Source organism: Microbacterium algihabitans (assembly GCF_032464975.1).
Lineage (GTDB): Bacteria > Actinomycetota > Actinomycetes > Actinomycetales > Microbacteriaceae > Microbacterium > Microbacterium algihabitans.
This window is the reverse complement of record NZ_JAWDIU010000001.1, coordinates 702,525-721,107: the sequence shown is the minus strand read 5'-3', so window position 1 is coordinate 721,107 and position 18,583 is coordinate 702,525. Positions and strand designations below refer to the sequence as shown.

9 protein-coding genes are annotated in these 18,583 nt (G+C 70.0%); 8 read left to right on the top strand and 1 reads right to left on the bottom strand.

The features are described 5' to 3' along the window. Positions 1 to 59 precede the first annotated feature (59 nt). The 3 genes from rpoB to RWH43_RS03395 all read left to right on the top strand — a co-directional run bounded on the left by rpoB (position 60) and on the right by RWH43_RS03395 (position 8,344). Entirely contained in the window at positions 60 to 3,557 is a 3,498-nt protein-coding gene (rpoB, locus tag RWH43_RS03405; protein ID WP_154096198.1) for a DNA-directed RNA polymerase subunit beta, read from the top strand. A 56-nt stretch (positions 3,558 to 3,613) separates the two neighbouring features. Continuing rightward, on the top strand, positions 3,614 to 7,489 hold the full coding sequence (gene rpoC, locus RWH43_RS03400; protein ID WP_144829814.1) for a DNA-directed RNA polymerase subunit beta': 3,876 nt from the start codon (positions 3,614 to 3,616) through the stop codon (positions 7,487 to 7,489). Between the two features lie 255 nt (positions 7,490 to 7,744). Continuing rightward, positions 7,745 to 8,344: a hypothetical protein gene (locus RWH43_RS03395; protein WP_316000664.1), complete on the top strand. Its 600-nt coding sequence runs from the start codon at positions 7,745 to 7,747 to the stop codon at positions 8,342 to 8,344. A gap of 25 nt (positions 8,345 to 8,369) precedes the next feature. On the opposite strand, the gene RWH43_RS03390 is transcribed toward RWH43_RS03395, so the two are convergent. Beyond that, on the bottom strand, positions 8,370 to 8,954 hold the full coding sequence (locus RWH43_RS03390) for a DUF3558 domain-containing protein (RefSeq protein WP_144829808.1): 585 nt from the start codon (positions 8,952 to 8,954) through the stop codon (positions 8,370 to 8,372). A gap of 118 nt (positions 8,955 to 9,072) precedes the next feature. Between RWH43_RS03390 and RWH43_RS03385 the strand changes: the two genes are divergently transcribed. The 5 genes from RWH43_RS03385 to RWH43_RS03365 all read left to right on the top strand — a co-directional run bounded on the left by RWH43_RS03385 (position 9,073) and on the right by RWH43_RS03365 (position 18,577). Beyond that, positions 9,073 to 10,149, top strand: coding sequence for an ABC transporter (locus tag RWH43_RS03385; RefSeq protein ID WP_316000663.1), 1,077 nt, complete (start codon positions 9,073 to 9,075; stop codon positions 10,147 to 10,149). A gap of 11 nt (positions 10,150 to 10,160) precedes the next feature. Next, positions 10,161 to 10,646, top strand: a complete 486-nt coding sequence (locus RWH43_RS03380) for a DUF6121 family protein (RefSeq protein ID WP_316000662.1) — start codon at positions 10,161 to 10,163, stop codon at positions 10,644 to 10,646. An 83-nt stretch (positions 10,647 to 10,729) separates the two neighbouring features. Next, on the top strand, positions 10,730 to 11,392 hold the full coding sequence (locus tag RWH43_RS03375) for a spermidine/putrescine ABC transporter substrate-binding protein (RefSeq protein WP_144829799.1): 663 nt from the start codon (positions 10,730 to 10,732) through the stop codon (positions 11,390 to 11,392). 100 nt (positions 11,393 to 11,492) lie between these two features. Further along, positions 11,493 to 12,629 (top strand): serine/threonine-protein kinase, encoded by a 1,137-nt coding sequence (locus RWH43_RS03370; protein WP_316000661.1) that lies wholly within the window; start codon positions 11,493 to 11,495, stop codon positions 12,627 to 12,629. Further along, entirely contained in the window at positions 12,626 to 18,577 is a 5,952-nt protein-coding gene (locus tag RWH43_RS03365) for an Ig-like domain-containing protein (RefSeq protein ID WP_316000660.1), read from the top strand. The genes RWH43_RS03370 and RWH43_RS03365 overlap by 4 nt, the downstream gene beginning before the upstream one ends. Positions 18,578 to 18,583: the final 6 nt, after the last annotated feature.

Below are 18,583 nucleotides of genomic sequence, written 5' to 3'. Positions count from 1 at the left end.
ACTCCACCTGACGACAAGGAATCACGAGCCCCTCGCCCGGGCTTCTGGAGGTTATTCCCTTGGCTGCTGCGAGCAACGCATCCACCACCACCACCCCCAAGAGCGGACGCGGAGCATCCCGCCTCTCGTTCGCGAAGATCTCCGACAAGCTGACCGTTCCCGATCTGCTCGCACTGCAGACCGAGTCGTTCGACTGGCTCGTCGGTAACGAAGCCTGGAAGGCGCGCGTCGCCGAGGCCCAGGAACAGGGACGCACCGACGTCCCCGAGATCAGCGGACTCGAGGAGATCTTCGAGGAGATCTCTCCCATCGAAGACCTGAGCGAGACGATGCAGCTCTCGTTCACGAACCCGTACCTCGAGCCCGAGAAGTACTCGATCGAAGAGTGCAAGGAGCGCGGCAAGACGTACGCCGCCCCGCTGTACGTCGAGGCCGAGTTCATGAACCACCAGACCGGTGAGATCAAGACCCAGACGGTCTTCATGGGCGACTTCCCGCTCCAGACCGACAAGGGCACGTTCATCATCAACGGCACCGAGCGTGTCGTCGTGTCGCAGCTCGTGCGGTCGCCCGGTGTCTACTTCGACAAGACGCCCGACAAGACCTCCGACAAGGACATCGTGTCGGCGCGCGTCATCCCCTCGCGCGGAGCCTGGCTCGAGTTCGAGATCGACAAGCGCGACCAGGTCGGCGTGCGCATCGACCGCAAGCGCAAGCAGTCGGTTACCGTCTTCCTCAAGGCCCTCGGCCTGACCAGCGAAGACATCCTCGCCGAGTTCTCCGGCTTCGACTCCATCGAAGAGACGCTGTCCAAGGACACGATCCTCACGAAGGAAGACGCCCTCCGCGACATCTACCGCAAGCTCCGTCCGGGCGAGCAGGTCGCCGCCGAGGCCGCCCGTGCGCTGCTGGACAACTTCTACTTCAACTCCAAGCGCTACGACCTGGCCAAGGTGGGTCGCTACAAGATCAACCAGAAGCTCGGTCTCGACAAGCCGCTGAGCGACTCGGTGCTGACCGTCGACGACATCGTCGCCACGATCAAGTACCTCGTGCGCCTGCACCGCGGTGACGTCACGTTCGACGGTGTCCGCGGTGGCCAGGCCGCCGAGATCCGTCTCGACACCGACGACATCGACAACTTCGGCAACCGTCGCATCCGCGCCGTCGGCGAGCTCATCCAGAACCAGGTCCGCACCGGTCTGTCGCGCATGGAGCGCGTCGTCCGCGAGCGCATGACCACGCAGGACATCGAGGCGATCACGCCGCAGACCCTGATCAACGTGCGCCCCGTCGTCGCCGCGATCAAGGAGTTCTTCGGAACCTCTCAGCTGTCGCAGTTCATGGACCAGAACAACCCGCTCGCGGGTCTGACCCACAAGCGCCGCCTGTCCGCCCTGGGCCCCGGCGGTCTGTCGCGTGAGCGCGCCGGCGTCGAGGTCCGCGACGTCCACCCGTCGCACTACGGCCGCATGTGCCCCATCGAGACCCCTGAAGGCCCGAACATCGGTCTGATCGGCTCGCTGGCCTCGTTCGCCCGCATCAACGCCTTCGGTTTCATCGAGACCCCGTACCGTCGCGTCGTCGACGGCCGGGTGACCGACCAGATCGACTACCTCACCGCCAGCGAAGAGAGCGACCACATCGTCGCTCAGGCCGGTGTCGCCCTCCAGGCCGACGGACACTTCGTCGAGGACCGCATCCTCGCCCGTCGTGGCCAGGGTGGCGAGGTCGACCTCTTCCCGAACGACGAGATCGGCTACATGGACGTCTCGCCGCGCCAGATGGTGTCGGTGGCGACCTCGCTCATCCCGTTCCTCGAGCACGACGACGCCAACCGCGCCCTCATGGGTGCGAACATGCAGCGCCAGGCCGTGCCGCTCGTGCGCAGCGAGTCGCCCGTCGTGGGTACCGGTATGGAGGGCTTCGCAGCCATCGACGCCGGTGACGTGGTCACCGCCGACAAGGCCGGTGTGGTCCTGGAGGTCTCGGCCGACGTCGTGACCATCCAGCTCGACGAGGGCGGCACGCAGGACTACTTCCTGCGCAAGTTCGACCGTTCCAACCAGGGCACGTCGTACAACCAGCGCGTGGTCGTCTCGGCCGGCGAGCGCATCGAGGCCGGCGAGGTCATCGCCGACGGTCCCGCGACCGAGAACGGCGAGCTCGCCCTCGGCAAGAACCTCCTCGTGGCGTTCATGACCTGGGAAGGCCACAACTTCGAGGACGCGATCATCCTCAGCCAGGACCTCGTGAAGGACGACACGCTGTCGTCGATCCACATCGAGGAGTACGAGGTCGACGCGCGCGACACCAAGCTCGGCAAGGAGGAGATCACCCGTGACCTCCCCAACGTCAGCCCCGACCTGCTGAAAGACCTCGACGACCGCGGCATCATCCGCATCGGTGCCGAGGTGCGTCCCGGCGACATCCTCGTCGGCAAGGTCACGCCCAAGGGCGAGACCGAGCTGAGCGCCGAGGAGCGCCTGCTCCGCGCGATCTTCAACGAGAAGAGCCGCGAAGTCCGTGACACCTCGCTGAAGGTGCCCCACGGCGAGCAGGGCACGATCATCGCCGTCAAGGAGTTCAACGCCGAAGACGGTGACGACGAGCTCGGCTCGGGCGTCAACCGCCGCGTCGTGGTCTACATCGCCCAGAAGCGCAAGATCACCGAGGGCGACAAGCTCGCCGGCCGCCACGGCAACAAGGGTGTCATCGCCAAGATCCTCCCGATCGAGGACATGCCCTTCCTGTCCGACGGCACGCCGGTCGACATCATCCTCAACCCGCTCGGCATCCCGGGTCGAATGAACTTCGGCCAGGTCCTCGAGCTCCACCTCGGCTGGATCGCCCAGCAGGGTTGGAAGGTCGAGGGCACGCCCGAGTGGGCCGCCCAGCTGCCCGAGGTCGCCCGCGAGGCGGCTCCCGGCACGAAGGTCGCCACCCCGGTGTTCGACGGTGCGTTCGAGGCCGAGATCGCGGGTCTGCTCGACTCGACGATCCCGAACCGCGACGGCGACCGCCTGGTCGACTCCACGGGTAAGACGCTGCTGTTCGACGGTCGCTCCGGCGAGCCGTTCCCGGCGCCCATCTCGGTCGGCTACATGTACATCCTGAAGCTGCACCACCTCGTCGACGACAAGATCCACGCGCGTTCGACGGGCCCGTACTCGATGATCACCCAGCAGCCGCTCGGTGGTAAGGCGCAGTTCGGTGGTCAGCGCTTCGGTGAGATGGAAGTGTGGGCGCTCGAGGCCTACGGTGCCGCGTACGCGCTGCAGGAGCTCCTCACGATCAAGTCCGACGACATCCTCGGCCGCGTCAAGGTGTACGAGGCCATCGTCAAGGGCGAGAACATCCAGGAGCCCGGCATCCCCGAGTCCTTCAAGGTGCTCATGAAGGAGATGCAGTCGCTCTGCCTGAACGTCGAGGTCCTCTCGGCCGACGGCACGGCTGTCAACCTGCGCGACACGGATGACGACGCCTTCCGCGCTGCGGAAGAGCTCGGCATCAACATCTCCAGCCGCTTCGAGTCCTCGTCGATCGACGAGATCTGAGCTTCCAGCTCAGCGACCCAGCTCAGATTTCAGAGAATTCCGACACAGGAGAACCAGTGCTCGAATCAACCACTTTCGATCAGATCCGTATCGGTCTGGCCACCGCCGACGACATCCGTCGTTGGTCCTTCGGTGAGGTCAAGAAGCCCGAGACGATCAACTACCGCACGCTGAAGCCCGAGAAGGACGGCCTCTTCGGCGAGCAGATCTTCGGACCCTCCCGCGACTGGGAGTGTGCCTGCGGAAAGTACAAGCGCGTCCGCTTCAAGGGCATCGTCTGCGAGCGCTGCGGCGTCGAGGTCACCAAGAGCTCGGTCCGTCGCGAGCGTATGGGCCACATCGAGCTCGCCGCGCCCGTCACGCACATCTGGTACTTCAAGGGCGTGCCCTCGCGCCTCGGCTACCTGCTCGACATGGCGCCGAAGGACCTCGAGAAGGTCATCTACTTCGCCGCCTACATGGTCATCTCGGTCGACGAGGATGCTCGTCACCGCGACCTGGCGACGCAGGAGAACAACATCCGTCTCGAGCTCAAGACGCTCGGCGACCGTCGTGACGCCCGCATCGCGGCGCGCATGGCCAAGCTGGAGGAGGAGCTCGCGGCTCTCGAGGCCGAGGGTGCCAAGGCCGACCAGAAGAAGAAGGTCAAGGACGCCGCCGAGAAGGACATGACGGCGGCCCGCAAGAACGCCGACGAGCAGATCGCCAAGCTCGAGCGCGTGTGGGAGGACTTCCGCACGCTCGAGGTGGGCGCCCTGAAGCCCGAAGACGACGTCTTCCACGAGCTCCAGGACCGCTTCGGTCAGTACTTCGAGGCCCACATGGGCGCGGAGTCGATCAAGCGCCGTCTCGAGGCCTTCGACCTGCAGGCCGAGGCCGACAACCTGCACCTGCAGATCTCCGAGGGCAAGGGTCAGCGCAAGATCCGCGCGATCAAGCGCCTGAAGGTCGTCAACTCGTTCCTGCAGACCGGCATGAGCCCGGCCTCGATGGTGCTCGACGTCGTCCCGGTCATCCCGCCGGAGCTTCGTCCGATGGTCCAGCTCGACGGTGGCCGTTTCGCCACCTCCGACCTGAACGACCTCTACCGTCGCGTGATCAACCGCAACAACCGCCTTCGTCGCCTGATCGACCTCGGTGCCCCCGAGATCATCGTCAACAACGAGAAGCGCATGCTGCAGGAGGCCGTCGACGCACTGTTCGACAACGGTCGCCGTGGTCGCCCCGTCACCGGTACCGGTAACCGCGCCTTGAAGTCCCTGAGCGACATGCTCAAGGGAAAGCAGGGTCGCTTCCGCCAGAACCTGCTCGGAAAGCGCGTGGACTACTCGGGCCGTTCCGTCATCATCGTCGGACCCCAGCTCAAGCTCCACCAGTGCGGTCTGCCCAAGCAGATGGCTCTCGAGCTGTTCAAGCCCTTCGTGATCAAGCGCCTGATCGACCTCGGTCACTCGCAGAACATCAAGGCCGCCAAGCGCGCCGTCGAGCGCTACCGTCCCGAGGTCTGGGACGTGCTCGAGGAGATCATCCGCGAGCGCCCCGTGCTGCTGAACCGTGCACCCACCCTGCACCGTCTCGGCATCCAGGCGTTCGAGCCCCAGCTCGTCGAGGGCAAGGCGATCCAGCTGCACCCGCTCGTGTGCGCGGCGTTCAACGCCGACTTCGACGGTGACCAGATGGCCGTCCACCTTCCCCTGTCGGTCGAGGCCCAGGCCGAGGCGCGCGTGCTGATGCTCGCCTCGAACAACATCCTCAAGCCGTCGGACGGTCGTCCGGTGACCCTGCCCTCGCAGGACATGATCATCGGTCTGCACCACCTGACCACCCTCAAGGAGGGCGCGAAGGGCGAAGGCCGTGCGTTCGGTTCGGTGGGCGAGGCGATCCTGGCCAAGGACGAGGGCACCCTCGACCTGCAGGCCAAGGCGCGCATCCGCATCCCCGGCCTCACGTTCCTCGAGGGCCAGGCGCCCGAGGGCTACGAGAAGCACGGTCTGGTCGACGCGTCGCTCGGACAGGCGATCTTCAACGACACGCTCCCCAAGGGCTACCCGTTCGTCCGCGAGCAGGCCGACAAGGGCAAGCTGTCGCAGATCGTCAACAAGCTCGCCGAGGAGTACCCGAAGGTGGAGGTCGCTGCTTCGCTCGACCGCATCAAGGACGCCGGCTTCTACTGGGCCACCCGTTCGGGTGTCACGGTGGCGCTGAGCGACATCCTCACCCCGCCGAACAAGGCGGAGATCGTCGCGGGCTACGAGAAGCAGGCCGCGAAGGTCCAGGGCCAGTACGAGAAGGGTCTCACCACCGACGCCGAGCGTCGTCAGGAGCTCATCAAGATCTGGACCGAGGCCACCGACGAGGTCCAGAAGGCGATGCGGGACAACTTCCCCGCCGACAACACCATCAACCGCATGGTCTCGTCGGGCGCCCGTGGTAACTGGCTGCAGATCCGCAACATCGCGGGTATGCGAGGCCTGGTGAACAACCCCAAGGGTGAGATCATCCCGCGTCCGATCATCTCCTCGTACCGCGAGGGTCTGTCGGTCGCCGAGTACTTCATCGCGACGCACGGTGCCCGTAAGGGTCTGGCCGACACGGCCCTCCGTACGGCCGACTCGGGGTACCTGACGCGCCGTCTCGTCGACGTCTCGCAGGACGTCATCATCCGCGAAGAGGACTGCGGCACGTCGAAGGGCCTCGAGCTCCCGATCGCCGCCGCCGACTCGACCGGTTCGCTGGTCAAGGACGCCAACGTCGAGAACTCGGTGTTCGCTCGCACGCTCGCCACGGCGGTCGTCGACGCGCAGGGCACCGTGCTGGCCGAGGCCGGCGACGACGTGGGTGACGTGCTCATCAACAAGTTGGTCGAGGGTGGCGTGGAGTCGATCAAGGTCCGCTCCGTGCTGACCTGCGACTCGGCCGTGGGTGTCTGCGCGAAGTGCTACGGCCGTTCGCTGGCCACCGGCAAGATCGTCGACATCGGCGAGGCCGTCGGCATCATCGCGGCCCAGTCGATCGGTGAGCCCGGTACCCAGCTGACGATGCGTACCTTCCACACCGGTGGTTCGGCGTCGGCGGATGACATCACGCAGGGTCTTCCCCGTGTGCAGGAGCTGTTCGAGGCCCGTACCCCCAAGGGTGCGTCGCCGATCGCCGAGGCCGACGGCCGCATCACGATCGACGAGACCGACAAGGCCAAGAAGGTCATCCTCACGCCCGACAACGGCGACGAGCCCGTGGTCTACCCCGTCCTGAAGCGCGCGACGCTCCTGGTCGAGGACGGCCAGCACGTCTCGGTCGGCGAGCCGATCCTGGTCGGAACGCTCGACCCCAAGGAGGTCATGCGCGTGCAGGGTGCCCGCGAGGTGCAGAAGTACCTCGTCAACGGCGTCCAGGGCGTGTACCGCTCGCAGGGTGTGCCGATCCACGACAAGCACATCGAGGTCATCGTCCGACAGATGCTCCGCAAGGTCACCGTCGTCGACCACGGCGACACCGACCTGCTGCCCGGTGAGCTGGTGGACTTCAAGCGCTACCAGACCATCAACCGCGAGACGGTCGGCGAGGGCAAGCGCCCCGCGTCGGGTCGTCCCGAGCTGATGGGTATCACCAAGGCGTCGCTCGCGACCGAGTCGTGGCTGTCGGCCGCGTCGTTCCAGGAGACCACCCGCGTCCTGACGCAGGCGGCCATGGAGGGCAAGAGCGACCCGCTGGTCGGCCTCAAGGAGAACGTCATCATCGGAAAGCTCATCCCCGCCGGAACCGGACTTGCGAAGTACCGCAACGTCACGGTCGAGGCGACGGAAGAGGCCAAGAGCGAGCGGTACCCCAACCGCATCTTCGCCTCGGACGGCGCGTACAGCGACGCCGACCTGAGCTACGTCGACTTCGACAGCTTCTCGACGGACGACTTCACGCCCGGCACGTACAACTGATTGAGGCGAGAGGAGAGCGAGCTCGCTCGCTCGACCGAGCCGATTGAAGTTGCCGAGCGACGAAGTCGCGAAGACAGCTGATTCAGGGATGCCGCGTCCTCGACGCGGCATCCTGATCACCCCGAAGGCCCCCGGCTCGCGCCGGGGGCCTTCGTCGTGTCAGGGCGGTGTCGACGGCGTGTCGGGGCGGGGTCGCGGCGTGTCGGGGACCCGCTCCCGCGGGGTGGTGCGCCTACCGTGGATGCGGAGGAACGCATGGCCCGGATCGGTGGACGCAGCCTGTGGATGGCCTGGCCGGCGGGGTTGTTGTGCGCAGCCGCCGTCGGCGGCCTCGTCGTGCTCGCGATGCCCGGCGTGCCGGTCGCGGTCGATTTCGTCGGTGAGACCCTGCGCGCCGCATCGACGGTCTCGTCCGACACGGCGGAGACGCCCTCGACCCCGGCCTCGGATTGCCGGCACCTCTACTCCCAGCCGCTCTGGTCGTCGCTCGTGTGGTCGCCGGGTGCCCTGCTCTCGCAGCGGCACACGGCCGCCGCCTCGACGCCGGAGGCCGTCGCGGCCGCCGGAGCCACGGTGGTCGTCACGTGTCACTGGCGCGGAGAGGGGGATCGCTCCCTCGAGACGACGGTCTCCACGGTGTCCGCGCAGGGGTCCGCGGCCGTGCAGGCGACGCTGGCCGGTCAGGGCTTCGCGTGCACGACGGAAGCCGACACCGTCCACTGCGAACGCGAGGCGGGCGGGGTGGTCGAGATCCACGACCTGCGCGCCGACCGATGGGTGTCGTCGACCCTGGTCGACTGGCAGCCCCCGGACTACGCCGCGATCGTGGCGTCGCACGCCTTCTTCGGCGAGTGAGGAGTCCCGCGGACCCGCGGCGGGATTACGACCCGAAGATCGACGAGATGATGCTGGCCGTGTACCCCGTGGGCGCCAGGTTCGAGTACTGCGTGTCGATCAGCACGTCGTCGCGCCAGTAGAGCGTGCGCCCGTCGTTGACGGGGTAGGTGTCGTTGATCCAGGTCTTCTCGCAGCGCGTGCCCGCGTCGGGGGTGTAGCAGCTGAACCCCTGCGTCGAGACGAGGTCGTTGAGCATGTCGAGGGCCGGTCCGCGGTCCATGCGCGTGATGTGGGTGACGAGTCCGGTGGTGTCGGCGGCCGGGTCGCGCCAGATGCAGGTCAGCGAGCCGTCGGGCTGTGCACCCGAGGGGCCCATCGCGGGATCGTTCAGGGGAGTGTCGCCCAGCTGCGCCAGCACGTCCGCCGTGAGCATGGATCGGCAGTCCGCGGGGATGCGCACGGCCGTCGCCGTCTGGGTGATCGTCGGGATGGGGGTCGGCGACGAGGAGACGGTCGCCGACGGCGCTGGTGCGGACTCGTCGGCGGCGGGCGCGCACGCGGTGAGAGCGAGCATCGCCGCGCCGAGCGCGACGGCGGTCAGGGCCGGGCGGAGCGGTCGACGAGGCATGCTGACACCCTAAGCGCCCCCGCCGACACGGTCGAGACGACAATGCCCGGCACGCCTGCGCGGTGGCCCGCAGGTCCCGGGATAGCCTTGCGCGGCAAGCATCGCGTGAGGAGACCCCATGAGCGACCATCAGTCGTACGGCGACCCCGTCGCTGAACCCAAGGACGAAGGGCACGACGTCGTCGGCCGAGCCCACGAGGGACTCGCCGACGCCGAGGCGGCGCGCCGCGATGCGGTCGACCCGCAGGAGGCGCAGGCCGCCTGGGACGAGCGCGAAGACCACGAGCGCGAGACCGCGGCTCCGCTCGCCGCGCGCAGCGAGCACACGGCTCCCGTCGTGCACGACGCCTCGCCGGTGCCGCCGCAGTCCACCTCGCAGGCGGATCTCGACGACGAAGACGCTCGCTGGGCCGCCTACGCCGCCTCCGCCGAGTCCGAGAACGCGGCGCCGCGCACCACCGCGTACGACGCCCCCGTGGCGCAGACCGACCACGTCGACCGGACGGCAGCGACCACCGCCGCTCCCGCGGTCGCCGGAGCCGCGGCCGGTGCGGCCGCCGGGACCGGTGCCGCCACCGCATCCACCGCGCCCGTCTACGACGAGCCCGCCCGCGTCGGCGGCGGTGCGCAGCCCATCTTCGTGCAGGCGCCCGAGGCGCCCCGTCCGCGCGGCAACCGCGGCGCGGCCGGCGCCATCGGTCTGCTCGCCGCCCTCGTCTTCGCCGTGCTGTACCTCGCGGCCACGCTCGGTCTGGGCCTGCTCTCCGGAGACTTCGTCGCGGCCGACCTCGGTCGCGAGGCGCTCGCAACCCTCGCCACGGCGGGCCTCTGGGTTCCGACGGTGGCCTTCTACCTCGGCTTCTGGTTCCTCGGCGCGCTGATCAACCGCGGACGGTGGGGCCACTGGGTGGTCTGGGGCCTGCTCGTGGGCGTCGTCGCCTGGGCCGGTCACCTGCTGGGCGTGCTCCTGGGCGCTCCGTTCTGGATGATCACCGCGCGTCAGTCGTTCGAGCTGCTGCAGGACAACCTCCTCGCGCCGCTCGGAATCGTGGCCTTCGTCCTCGGCCGTGAGCTCACCATCTGGTTCGGCGCGTGGGTGTCGGCCCGCGGTCGCCGCGTCACCGAGATCAACGCCGAGGCGCAGCGCGAGTACGAGCGCACCCTCGAGGCCGGCCCTCAGCTCTCTCAGCGCTGAGACCGGATGCCATGACGAACGAGCCGCGACCGGCGGGGGTCACCCCGCCGGTCGCCGTCGTCTTCGCGACCGTCGTCTGCGTCGCGCTGTTGATCGGCGGGCTCGGGGTGGCGAGTCTCGTGCTCGACGCCGACGTCATCCCGGTGCGCGGCCTGGGGGTCGTCCCGGGTGTCATCGGGCAGGTGTTCGCCTTCGCCACCTTCGCGGGCGTGCTGCTGTGGGGTGTGCGGGCCGACCCGCCGTCGTACCTGACGGCGGTGCCGTGTGCCATCGGCGCCTATGTGGGCGAGATCCTCGGCATCGTCGTCGGAGCGCTCGTCAGCGGAGCCGATCCGGCGCGCGGGCTCTCGGCGGCGGGGAGTGTGGCCATCGGATTCGCCGGCCCCGTCGTCGCCCTCGCGGCGCTCCTGGCAGCGTTCTTCGGTGTCTTCCTCGTGCGCGCCCGCAGTAGCGGCCCGCGCTGGCGCTGGGAGGACGACGACGACGACGCGCCCTGATCTCCGCGTGCGACGGCGGCTCCGACGCGGCGCGCAGCACGGCATGCGCGTGCTTCCGGGCGTGTCGCACTAGCCTTAGGGCCGTGGAGCGCTCCCTCGAGTCGCAGGTGAGCCAGGCGGTCGACGCCTGGCTGCGCTGGCTGCCGCGCTGGGAGCCCGCCAACCACCGCGGCCGCATCGCCCCGTGCCGGCGGTGCTTCGGCTCGCCGGTCCTGTCGGCGGCAGGGCTCGGAGCCGACGTGCCCCACGGCGTGCAGCACGGTCTGTCGACCCGGGTGAAGAGCATCGTCGACCACGCCGTCGCCGAGTACACCTCGCGCAACCTGCCGATGCTGCAGGCCGAGCTCGACCAGCAGGCCGAGCGCAATCGCCGCCGCACCTATCGCCCCGCCGAAGACCTCGAGCCGGAGTTCGAGGGCATGCCGCTCGACCCCGACCCCGAGCCCGGTTCGCCGTTCCTGTTCACCCTGTCGGGTCTCGCCGCCGAGGAGGACGCGGCGCTCCCCGCCCTTCCTCCCCTGTCGGATGCCGCCAAGGCCGCGCTGCGGCAGGAGGTGGGTCTCGCCGACGACTACGCCAACATGATCGGTCGAGAGGTGTGCACGGTTCTGCTGCACCACCGACTCCGCATCCAGGCCGCGGTCGCCGAGTACGTCGAGCCGCAGATCGCTGCCCTCCTCGACGAACTGACGCGCTCTCTCGACGCTCCGTTCGATCCGCGCGAACCGGGGCCGTCGGCCACCTGACCCCTGTGGATGAGCGCGCGGGTCTCATCGGCTGCTTTGTTAGCATCGACGGGTTGTCCGCCGCGTCGGTGCGGGCGTGTCGTGCGGGGGAGGGGGCTCGATGCCGCAGCGCCTCCCGTCGTCGCCGCCCATCCTGCCCGGGCTGGCCTACATCCGTCCCCTCGGCTCCGGCGGGTTCGCCGATGTGTTCCTGTACGGCCAGGACATGCCGCGTCGCGACGTCGCGGTGAAGGTGCTGCCGAGCGACGTGCGCGACCCCGATCTCCTGCGCATGTTCAACGCCGAGGCCGACGTGCTCGCCCACCTGTCGGCGCACCCGTCGATCGTCACCGTCTATCAGGCGGGGATCTCCGCCGACGGTCGGCCCTACATCGTCATGGAGTTCTGCCCCGGCTCGCTCTCGCAGCGCTATCGCGTCGAGCGCATGCCGGTGGCCGAGGTGCTGTCGATCGGGGTGCGCATGGCGGGCGCGCTCGAGTCCGCGCACCACGCGGGCCTCATCCACCGCGATGTGAAGCCCAGCAACATCCTCGTCACGACCTTCGGGGCGCCGGTTCTCGCCGACTTCGGCATCTCGTCGTCGCTCGTGCGCCAGGGGGCCGACGAGATGCTCGCGATGTCGGTTCCGTGGAGCGCCCCCGAGGTCGTCGCCGAGCAGACCGTCGGCACCGTCGCCAGCGAGGTGTGGAGCCTGGGCGCGACGGTGTACTCGCTGCTCGCGGGCCAGAGCCCGTTCGAGCGGCGCGAGAAGGGTCAGAACTCCCGCGAGCAGTTGCGCCGTCGCATCGCCCGCGCCTCGTACACCGACATCGGCCGCGGCGACGTCCCGGCTTCGCTGCAGGCGGTGCTGGCCCGATCGATGTCGCGCGACCCAGCCGATCGCCACGCGAGCGCCCGCGCCTTCGGTGAGGCGCTCCAGGCCGTGCAGACCGAGCTGGGGCTGCCGGCGACCCCGCTCGAGGTGCCCGCCGCGGAATGGACGGCCACGGCGCGCGCCGTCGATTTCGCCGACGGCACCCTGCGCGGCCCCGCCCGCTCGCGCATCGAGCGAGAGGGCTCGCGCAAGCTGCGCAGCTCGTCCGGCATCACCGGCTATGCCCGCGACGAAGACACCGACATCGCCTCGGGAAGCGCGGGCGCCTCGCGCGCGCTGCCGTGGATCCTGGCATCCGCCACCCTCGTCACCGCCGGAGCGGTCGTCGTCGCCGCGCTGTACGCCACGGGAGTGCTGCGATGAAGCGCCGCACGATCGCCGGCCTCGGGGCCACCATCGCGGCCGCCGCGCTCGTGGTGACGGCGAGCATCGTCTGGCCCGGGCTCGACGCGCAGCAGACGCCCGAGGTCGACACCTCGGTGTGGGCCCTGCAGACCGGAGACGGGCAGCGCTACGCGCGGGTGAACACCGCCGTGGGCGAGCTCGACACCGTGCGCAGCGCCGGCAACCCGAGTCAGGTCGCGCAGTCGCCCGAGGGCGCGTTCCTCTTCACCGACAGCTTCAGCAAACTCACCCGCATCGACGAGGCCCAGCCCGTCGACCTGCAGGACGACCAGCTCGAGGCCGCCCCCGACACCCCTCCGGGAACGACCTCGGTCGTCACCGCGGGCGACTACGTCGTCTACCGCACCGATGCGGGGACGCTGTTCGCCAGCCGACTCAGCCGTGCCGGGCAGGCGGCCACCGAGCTCGACCCGTTCGACACGTCGTCGGACGACGACGCGCCGGCGTACACGGCCGATGCCGTGGCGCTCGATGCGCGGGGCATGCTGTTCGCCTATTCGTCCGCCGACGGCTCCGTCATCCGCTACGACATCGAGGCCGACGAACTCCGCGGCCGCGATGCGCTCGACGCGCAGGTGACGACGCCGCTGCTCTCGGCGTCGGGCGACACCTGGGTGCTCGTGGACGCGGACTCCGGCCGCACCTGGAGACGCGGGGCGGATCCCGTCGACATCGACGCCGGCGAGCAGCTCGTCGTCTCCGATGCGGATGCCGATGCCCGGGCCGTCTACGTCGCCGATGACCAGTCGCTGTGGAGCATCCCCGCCGACGGCTCGGAGCCGCGGCGCGAGGTCGGCGGCGGCGGCAACGTGCTGGGTCAGCCTGCGCGGCCGCTGTCGCACGAGGGTGTCGCGTACGCCGCCTGGCTCCTGCCCGGCGATGCGCGCGGCACGCTGTGGCGCTCGGATCAGGGCGAGACCGAACTCGACTACGCCGGCCAGACCATGCCCGATCAGCGTCGCCCCGTGTTCGTCGCGACGGATCACGCGGTCATCCTCAACGAGACCCGCACGGGCTGGGTGTGGACGGTGCCCGACGGTGCGCTCGTCGCCTCGAGCCAGAACTGGTCGCTCGACGACCGCACCGAGCAGACCGCCGTGCAGAGCGACGAACAGCTGAGCGTGGTGCTCGATCCCAAGCCGCCGATCGCCGAGCCCGACGTCTTCGGTGTGCGCGCCGGACGCCTCACCACTCTCCCCGTGCTCCTGAACGACCATGATCCGAACGAAGACGTCCTGAGCATCGTCGCCGAGAGCGTCACCGGCCTCGACCCCGGCTTCGGCACGCTCACCGTCACCGACTCCGGCCAACGCCTCGCAGTCCGCGTGGCCGCCGGCGCCACCGGCAGCGCGACCTTCAGCTACACCGTCACCGACGGCACCGCCGTCGACGGGCTCACGTCGGCGCCCACCACCGTCACCCTCACCGTCTCGCCCCCCGAGACGAACGCGGCGCCCGCCTGGTGCGGCGTCGAGGGGTGCCTGCAGCAGTGGCCCACGCCCGAGGTGCAGCGCGGCGGAACCATCACGGTGCCCGTGCTCCCCGGGTGGGTCGACCCCGACGGCGACCCCCTGCTGCTGCTGTCCGTCGACAACCCGGGTGACGTCGGCACCGTGGCCTCGACCCCCGGCGGCGACGTGGTCTACCAGCACGCCGACGACGGCTCGGGCGCGGAGCAGAACGTGCAGCTCGACGTGACCGTCGCCGACACCGACGGCGCCGTGACGACGAAGCCCCTCGTGATCCGCGTCCTGCCCGACCCGGCGCTGGCCGTGCAGTCGTTCGCGCGGATCGACACCGTGGGCACCTCGCTCGCGGTCGACGTCGGCCCGCACGTCACGGGGACCGCCGGCGACGTCTCGCTCACCTCCGTTCGCGTGCTCGACGACGCCGCCGCCACCGCGACGGTCGTCGGGGGGAGCACGACCTTCGACTTCACGGCATCCGCCCCCGGGGTCTACCGCGTCGACTTCACCGTCAACGGCGGGGGGCGCGATGCGACCGGCACCGCGCGCATCACGCTCCTGCCCGCTGATGCGCCGGCGCAGTTGTCGACCTCTCCGGTCGTGGCGTTCGTGCGCCCGCAAGAAGATGCGACCCTCGACGTCTTCAGCGCGGTGTCCAATCCCACCGGTCGCGTGCTGCTGCTCAGCGACGTGACCCCTGCGGCCTCCGACGGGGCGTCGCTCACCGTCGACACGGTCGCCCAGAACGACCTGCGCGTCTCGGGCAGCACCGCCGACGGAAGCGCGGGTCTCCTGGGCACCGTCGGCTACACCGTCAGCGACGGCACCGACGACGAGGGTTCGAGCGTGGTCGGCGAGGCGACGGTGTACCTGCTCCCTCCGGCCCCCGAGATCGCCCCGATCGCCGTCGACGACACCGTGACGGTGCGCGCGGGGGCGCAGATCGACATCCCCGTGCTCGACAACGACATCTCGCCCGCCGGCGGTCGACCGACGCTCGACCCCGCGAGCATCCAGGCCCAGCCCGCCAGCGACGCGCTCGCCTTCGCCTCGGGCGGCGTGTTGCGCTACCTCGCGCCGACCGCACCCGGCTCGTACGAGGTGACCTACCGCGTTTACACGACCGGCACCCCGGCGCTGTGGGACGAGGCGACGGTGCGCATCACCGTGCTCGGCGACGAGGCCAACCGCGCCCCGCTCCCCGACACCCTCGAGGGGCGCGTGCTCAGCGGGGGCACCACCACGATCGACTTCTCGGCGTTCGGCGTCGATCCCGACGGCGACGGCGTCACCCTCGACCGCATCGTCGCCCAACCCGACCGTGGCACCGCCACCGTCGCGCCCGACGGATCGTCGATCGTCTACTCCTCGATCCCCGGCGATCGCGGGCAGGTGTCATTCCGCTACCGGGTGTCCGACTCGGCGGGCGCGACCGGTGAAGGCACCGTGCGCATCGGCATCCTGAACGCCGAGGCGAACCCCAGCCCCGTCACCTTCACCGACTACGTGCAGGTGCAGGCCGGGGCCGACCGCACGATCCGGGTGAGCCCGCTGGCCAACGACATCGACCCGACGCAGGGGCGGCTGACGCTCACGGGCGTGCGCCCCGACCTGCCCGAGACCCTCGTCGACGACAGCGCCAACCCCGAATACGCGCGCATCGCGGGCTTCATCGACACCGTGACCGACACCGGCGTCGTGCTCCGTGCGGGCGAGCAGCCCGGCACGATGTCGTTCCTCTACGACGTCGCCAGCGACTCCGGCAACACCGGTCGAGGCCTGATCGTCGTGAAGGTGGTCCGCGAGAGCGTGCCCGACTACCCGGTGGTGACCGACACCGTGCTGACGGTGGAGAACCGCGACGACTTCACCGGCGGCGTCGACGTGCTCGCCGGTCGCGCGACCTGGGCCGGCGGCGAGGTCGGCGACCTCGACGTGTCGCTGTGGGGCACGCCGCAGGGCGTGCAGCTCGACGGTCGCCGCATCTCGGGCGAGCTCCCGGCGACCCGGCGGGTCATCCCCTTCGCCGTCACCGGACGCGCCGGCGACACCGACGTCACGACCTACGCCTTCCTGCGCGTGCCCGGCGACGACGACGTGAGCCTGTCGCTGCGTCCGGGTTCGGCGCAGCGCGTCGACGAGCTCGCCTCGGTCGAGTTCGACATGGCCTCGCTCGTGGCGGTGCCCCGACGGGCGACGCTCGAGGTCGGCACCGACGTGGCGTCGTCGGGCGCGCGGGCCGAGGGGAAGTGCTCGGTATCGGGCTCGGTCGTGCGCTACGACGCGGGCACCGGTTCGCCGTGGACCGACTCGTGCCAGGTGCCGGTGCGCGTGGCCGGCACCGAGGACTGGACCATCGTCTCGGTGCCGATCGGCGTCGTCGCGCGCGACCCCCAGCCCGAGCTGCGCCCGGGAGCCCTGACGGTCGGCCCCGGTGAAACCGAGACATTCGACCTGCGCAACATGACCACCTGGCAGCTGGGCCGCGAGGACTGGGACGGCATCCGCTACGCCGTCGACTACTCGGGCTCCGCGTTCGACGTCCGACTCGACGGCTCGACGGTGACGGTCGTCGGCGACGACCGGGCGGTCCCGGGCACCGAGAAGGCGGCGGTGATCTCGGTCACGAGCCACAACGCAGTCGCCCCCGCCCGACTCGTCATCCGGGTGGGCGCGGCCCCCTCGACGCTTCCCCAGGGCGGTACGACGTCGGAGCAGTGCTCCCAGGCGTCCGGAAAGAGCTGCGCAATCGACGTGGTCGGTGCCAGCGGCGAGGTGAACCCTCTGCCGCGCACCCCGCTCGAGGTCGTCGGCGTGCGTGCCGCGGCGGCGTGCACGGGAGTGAGCTTCGCCGTGGCCTCGGACTCCGCCATCGTCGCCTCGTGGAGCGACGACGCCCCGGGCGGCACCTGCAGCGCGAGCGTCACTCTGCGCGACGCGCAGGGGCGCACCACGGCATCCACCCGCGACGCCCGGGTCGTGCTCGACCTGCTCGGCTACCCCCGCGCCCCCGCGAGCGTCCGCCAAACGGCGTACGCCGACGGCTCCCTCACGCTGCGCGTCGACGCCGGCGAGGCGCGTCGCGCCTACCCCGCGTTGAGCGGCTTCGTGGTGCGGTACGGGGGAGACGTCGTCGCCCGGTGCGCCCCCGACGGCTCGTGCCCGGCGATCTCGGCGCCCAACGGCGAGCAGCGCGAGTACGTCGTCACCGCGATCAACAGCGTGGGCGAATCGCGCGGCGCCGTGCGCACCACGGCGTGGTCGTACGACGCCCCCGGCCGCCCGTCGGGCGGCGACTTCGTCCCCGTCTCGAACGGGGGAGAGGGCGGCGTCGCCGATCTGACGATCCGCGGCATCGACTCGGCCGAGACGGGCACCCTCGAGGTCAAGAGCGCGGCCGGCGAGACCAAGACCGTCTCGATCGGTCGCAACCAGGACGCCGTCTCGCTGAAGGGCTTCGGCGTCGGCAGCAACTCGTCGACGCAGATCTCGGTGACGCCGATCTCGCGCTTCACCGTGCCTCCCGGGCTCGGCGGTTCGCAGACCGGGCAGACCCTCACCTTCACCGCCCACGGCGTCGGAAAGCCGCAGCAGCTCGCGCTGACGCTGACGTCGAAGCCCACCGGAAACGGCAAGGTCACGATCGTCGCCGAGGGGTCGGCGTCGAAGAACGGCGACGATTCCGAGCTGCGCTACGGCTTCGCCCTCAACGGATCGTGCAAGACGAGCGGAACGCAGGCACGCGCGGAGTTCCCGAACCAGGACGACGGCGAGACCTACACCGTGCGCATGTGCGTCGATTCCGTCTACGACGGCACGGTCTTCGGGTCGGATGCCACGGAGAAGAGCATCGACGCGACCCAGGACTCCGCGGCTCCCCAGGGCTACACGTTCCGCGTCGACGCGCGCCCCGCCGTGAACGGCGACAAGGCGACCTGGACGATCAGCGACATCCAGGAGGGCGACAAGCCCCCGCGCAACAACCGCGTCGTCTACGACGGGTGGGGGCCCGGCACCGACGTGTTCGGACGCGACCCCGGCATCGGCGTCTTCTTCCAGCACAACCTGTGGGGGACGAGGTCAAACCGCGGCGTCGTCGAGGCGGCGGCCGGCAGCGCCCCGTACCAGGTGCGGGCATCGGCGCGCATCGGGTCGTGCGTCGCGGGGAACCCCCTGACCGTGCGCGGCGACACCACCAACGACGCCGGCCGCACCACGGTCGACATCAGCGGGGTCCGCTACTTCGACAAGAACGACCGACCCATCGCGACCACCGACCCCTCGATCGTCCCCAACGGGGCGACCCGCGTCGAGAACGCCAAGATCGCCGTGCACTGGGGCGACCAGGGCTGGAACCTCGACCCCGCCACCCTCGTCACCGGCGGCGGCTGCGACCCGGGCAAGTCCTCGCCCTCCCAACCGCCCAAGGGCAACGGCTGAGCGCCG

Excerpts from the sequence above, each read along its gene's own strand:
- RWH43_RS03395 (WP_316000664.1), top strand. The coding sequence starts at position 7,745 with ATGGCCCGGATCGGTGGACGCAGCCTGTGGATGGCCTGGCCGGCGGGG.
- RWH43_RS03390 (WP_144829808.1), bottom strand. The coding sequence starts at position 8,954 with ATGCCTCGTCGACCGCTCCGCCCGGCCCTGACCGCCGTCGCGCTCGGC.
- RWH43_RS03385 (WP_316000663.1), top strand. The coding sequence starts at position 9,073 with ATGAGCGACCATCAGTCGTACGGCGACCCCGTCGCTGAACCCAAGGAC.
- RWH43_RS03380 (WP_316000662.1), top strand. The coding sequence starts at position 10,161 with ATGACGAACGAGCCGCGACCGGCGGGGGTCACCCCGCCGGTCGCCGTC.
- RWH43_RS03370 (WP_316000661.1), top strand. The coding sequence starts at position 11,493 with ATGCCGCAGCGCCTCCCGTCGTCGCCGCCCATCCTGCCCGGGCTGGCC.
- RWH43_RS03365 (WP_316000660.1), top strand. The coding sequence starts at position 12,626 with ATGAAGCGCCGCACGATCGCCGGCCTCGGGGCCACCATCGCGGCCGCC.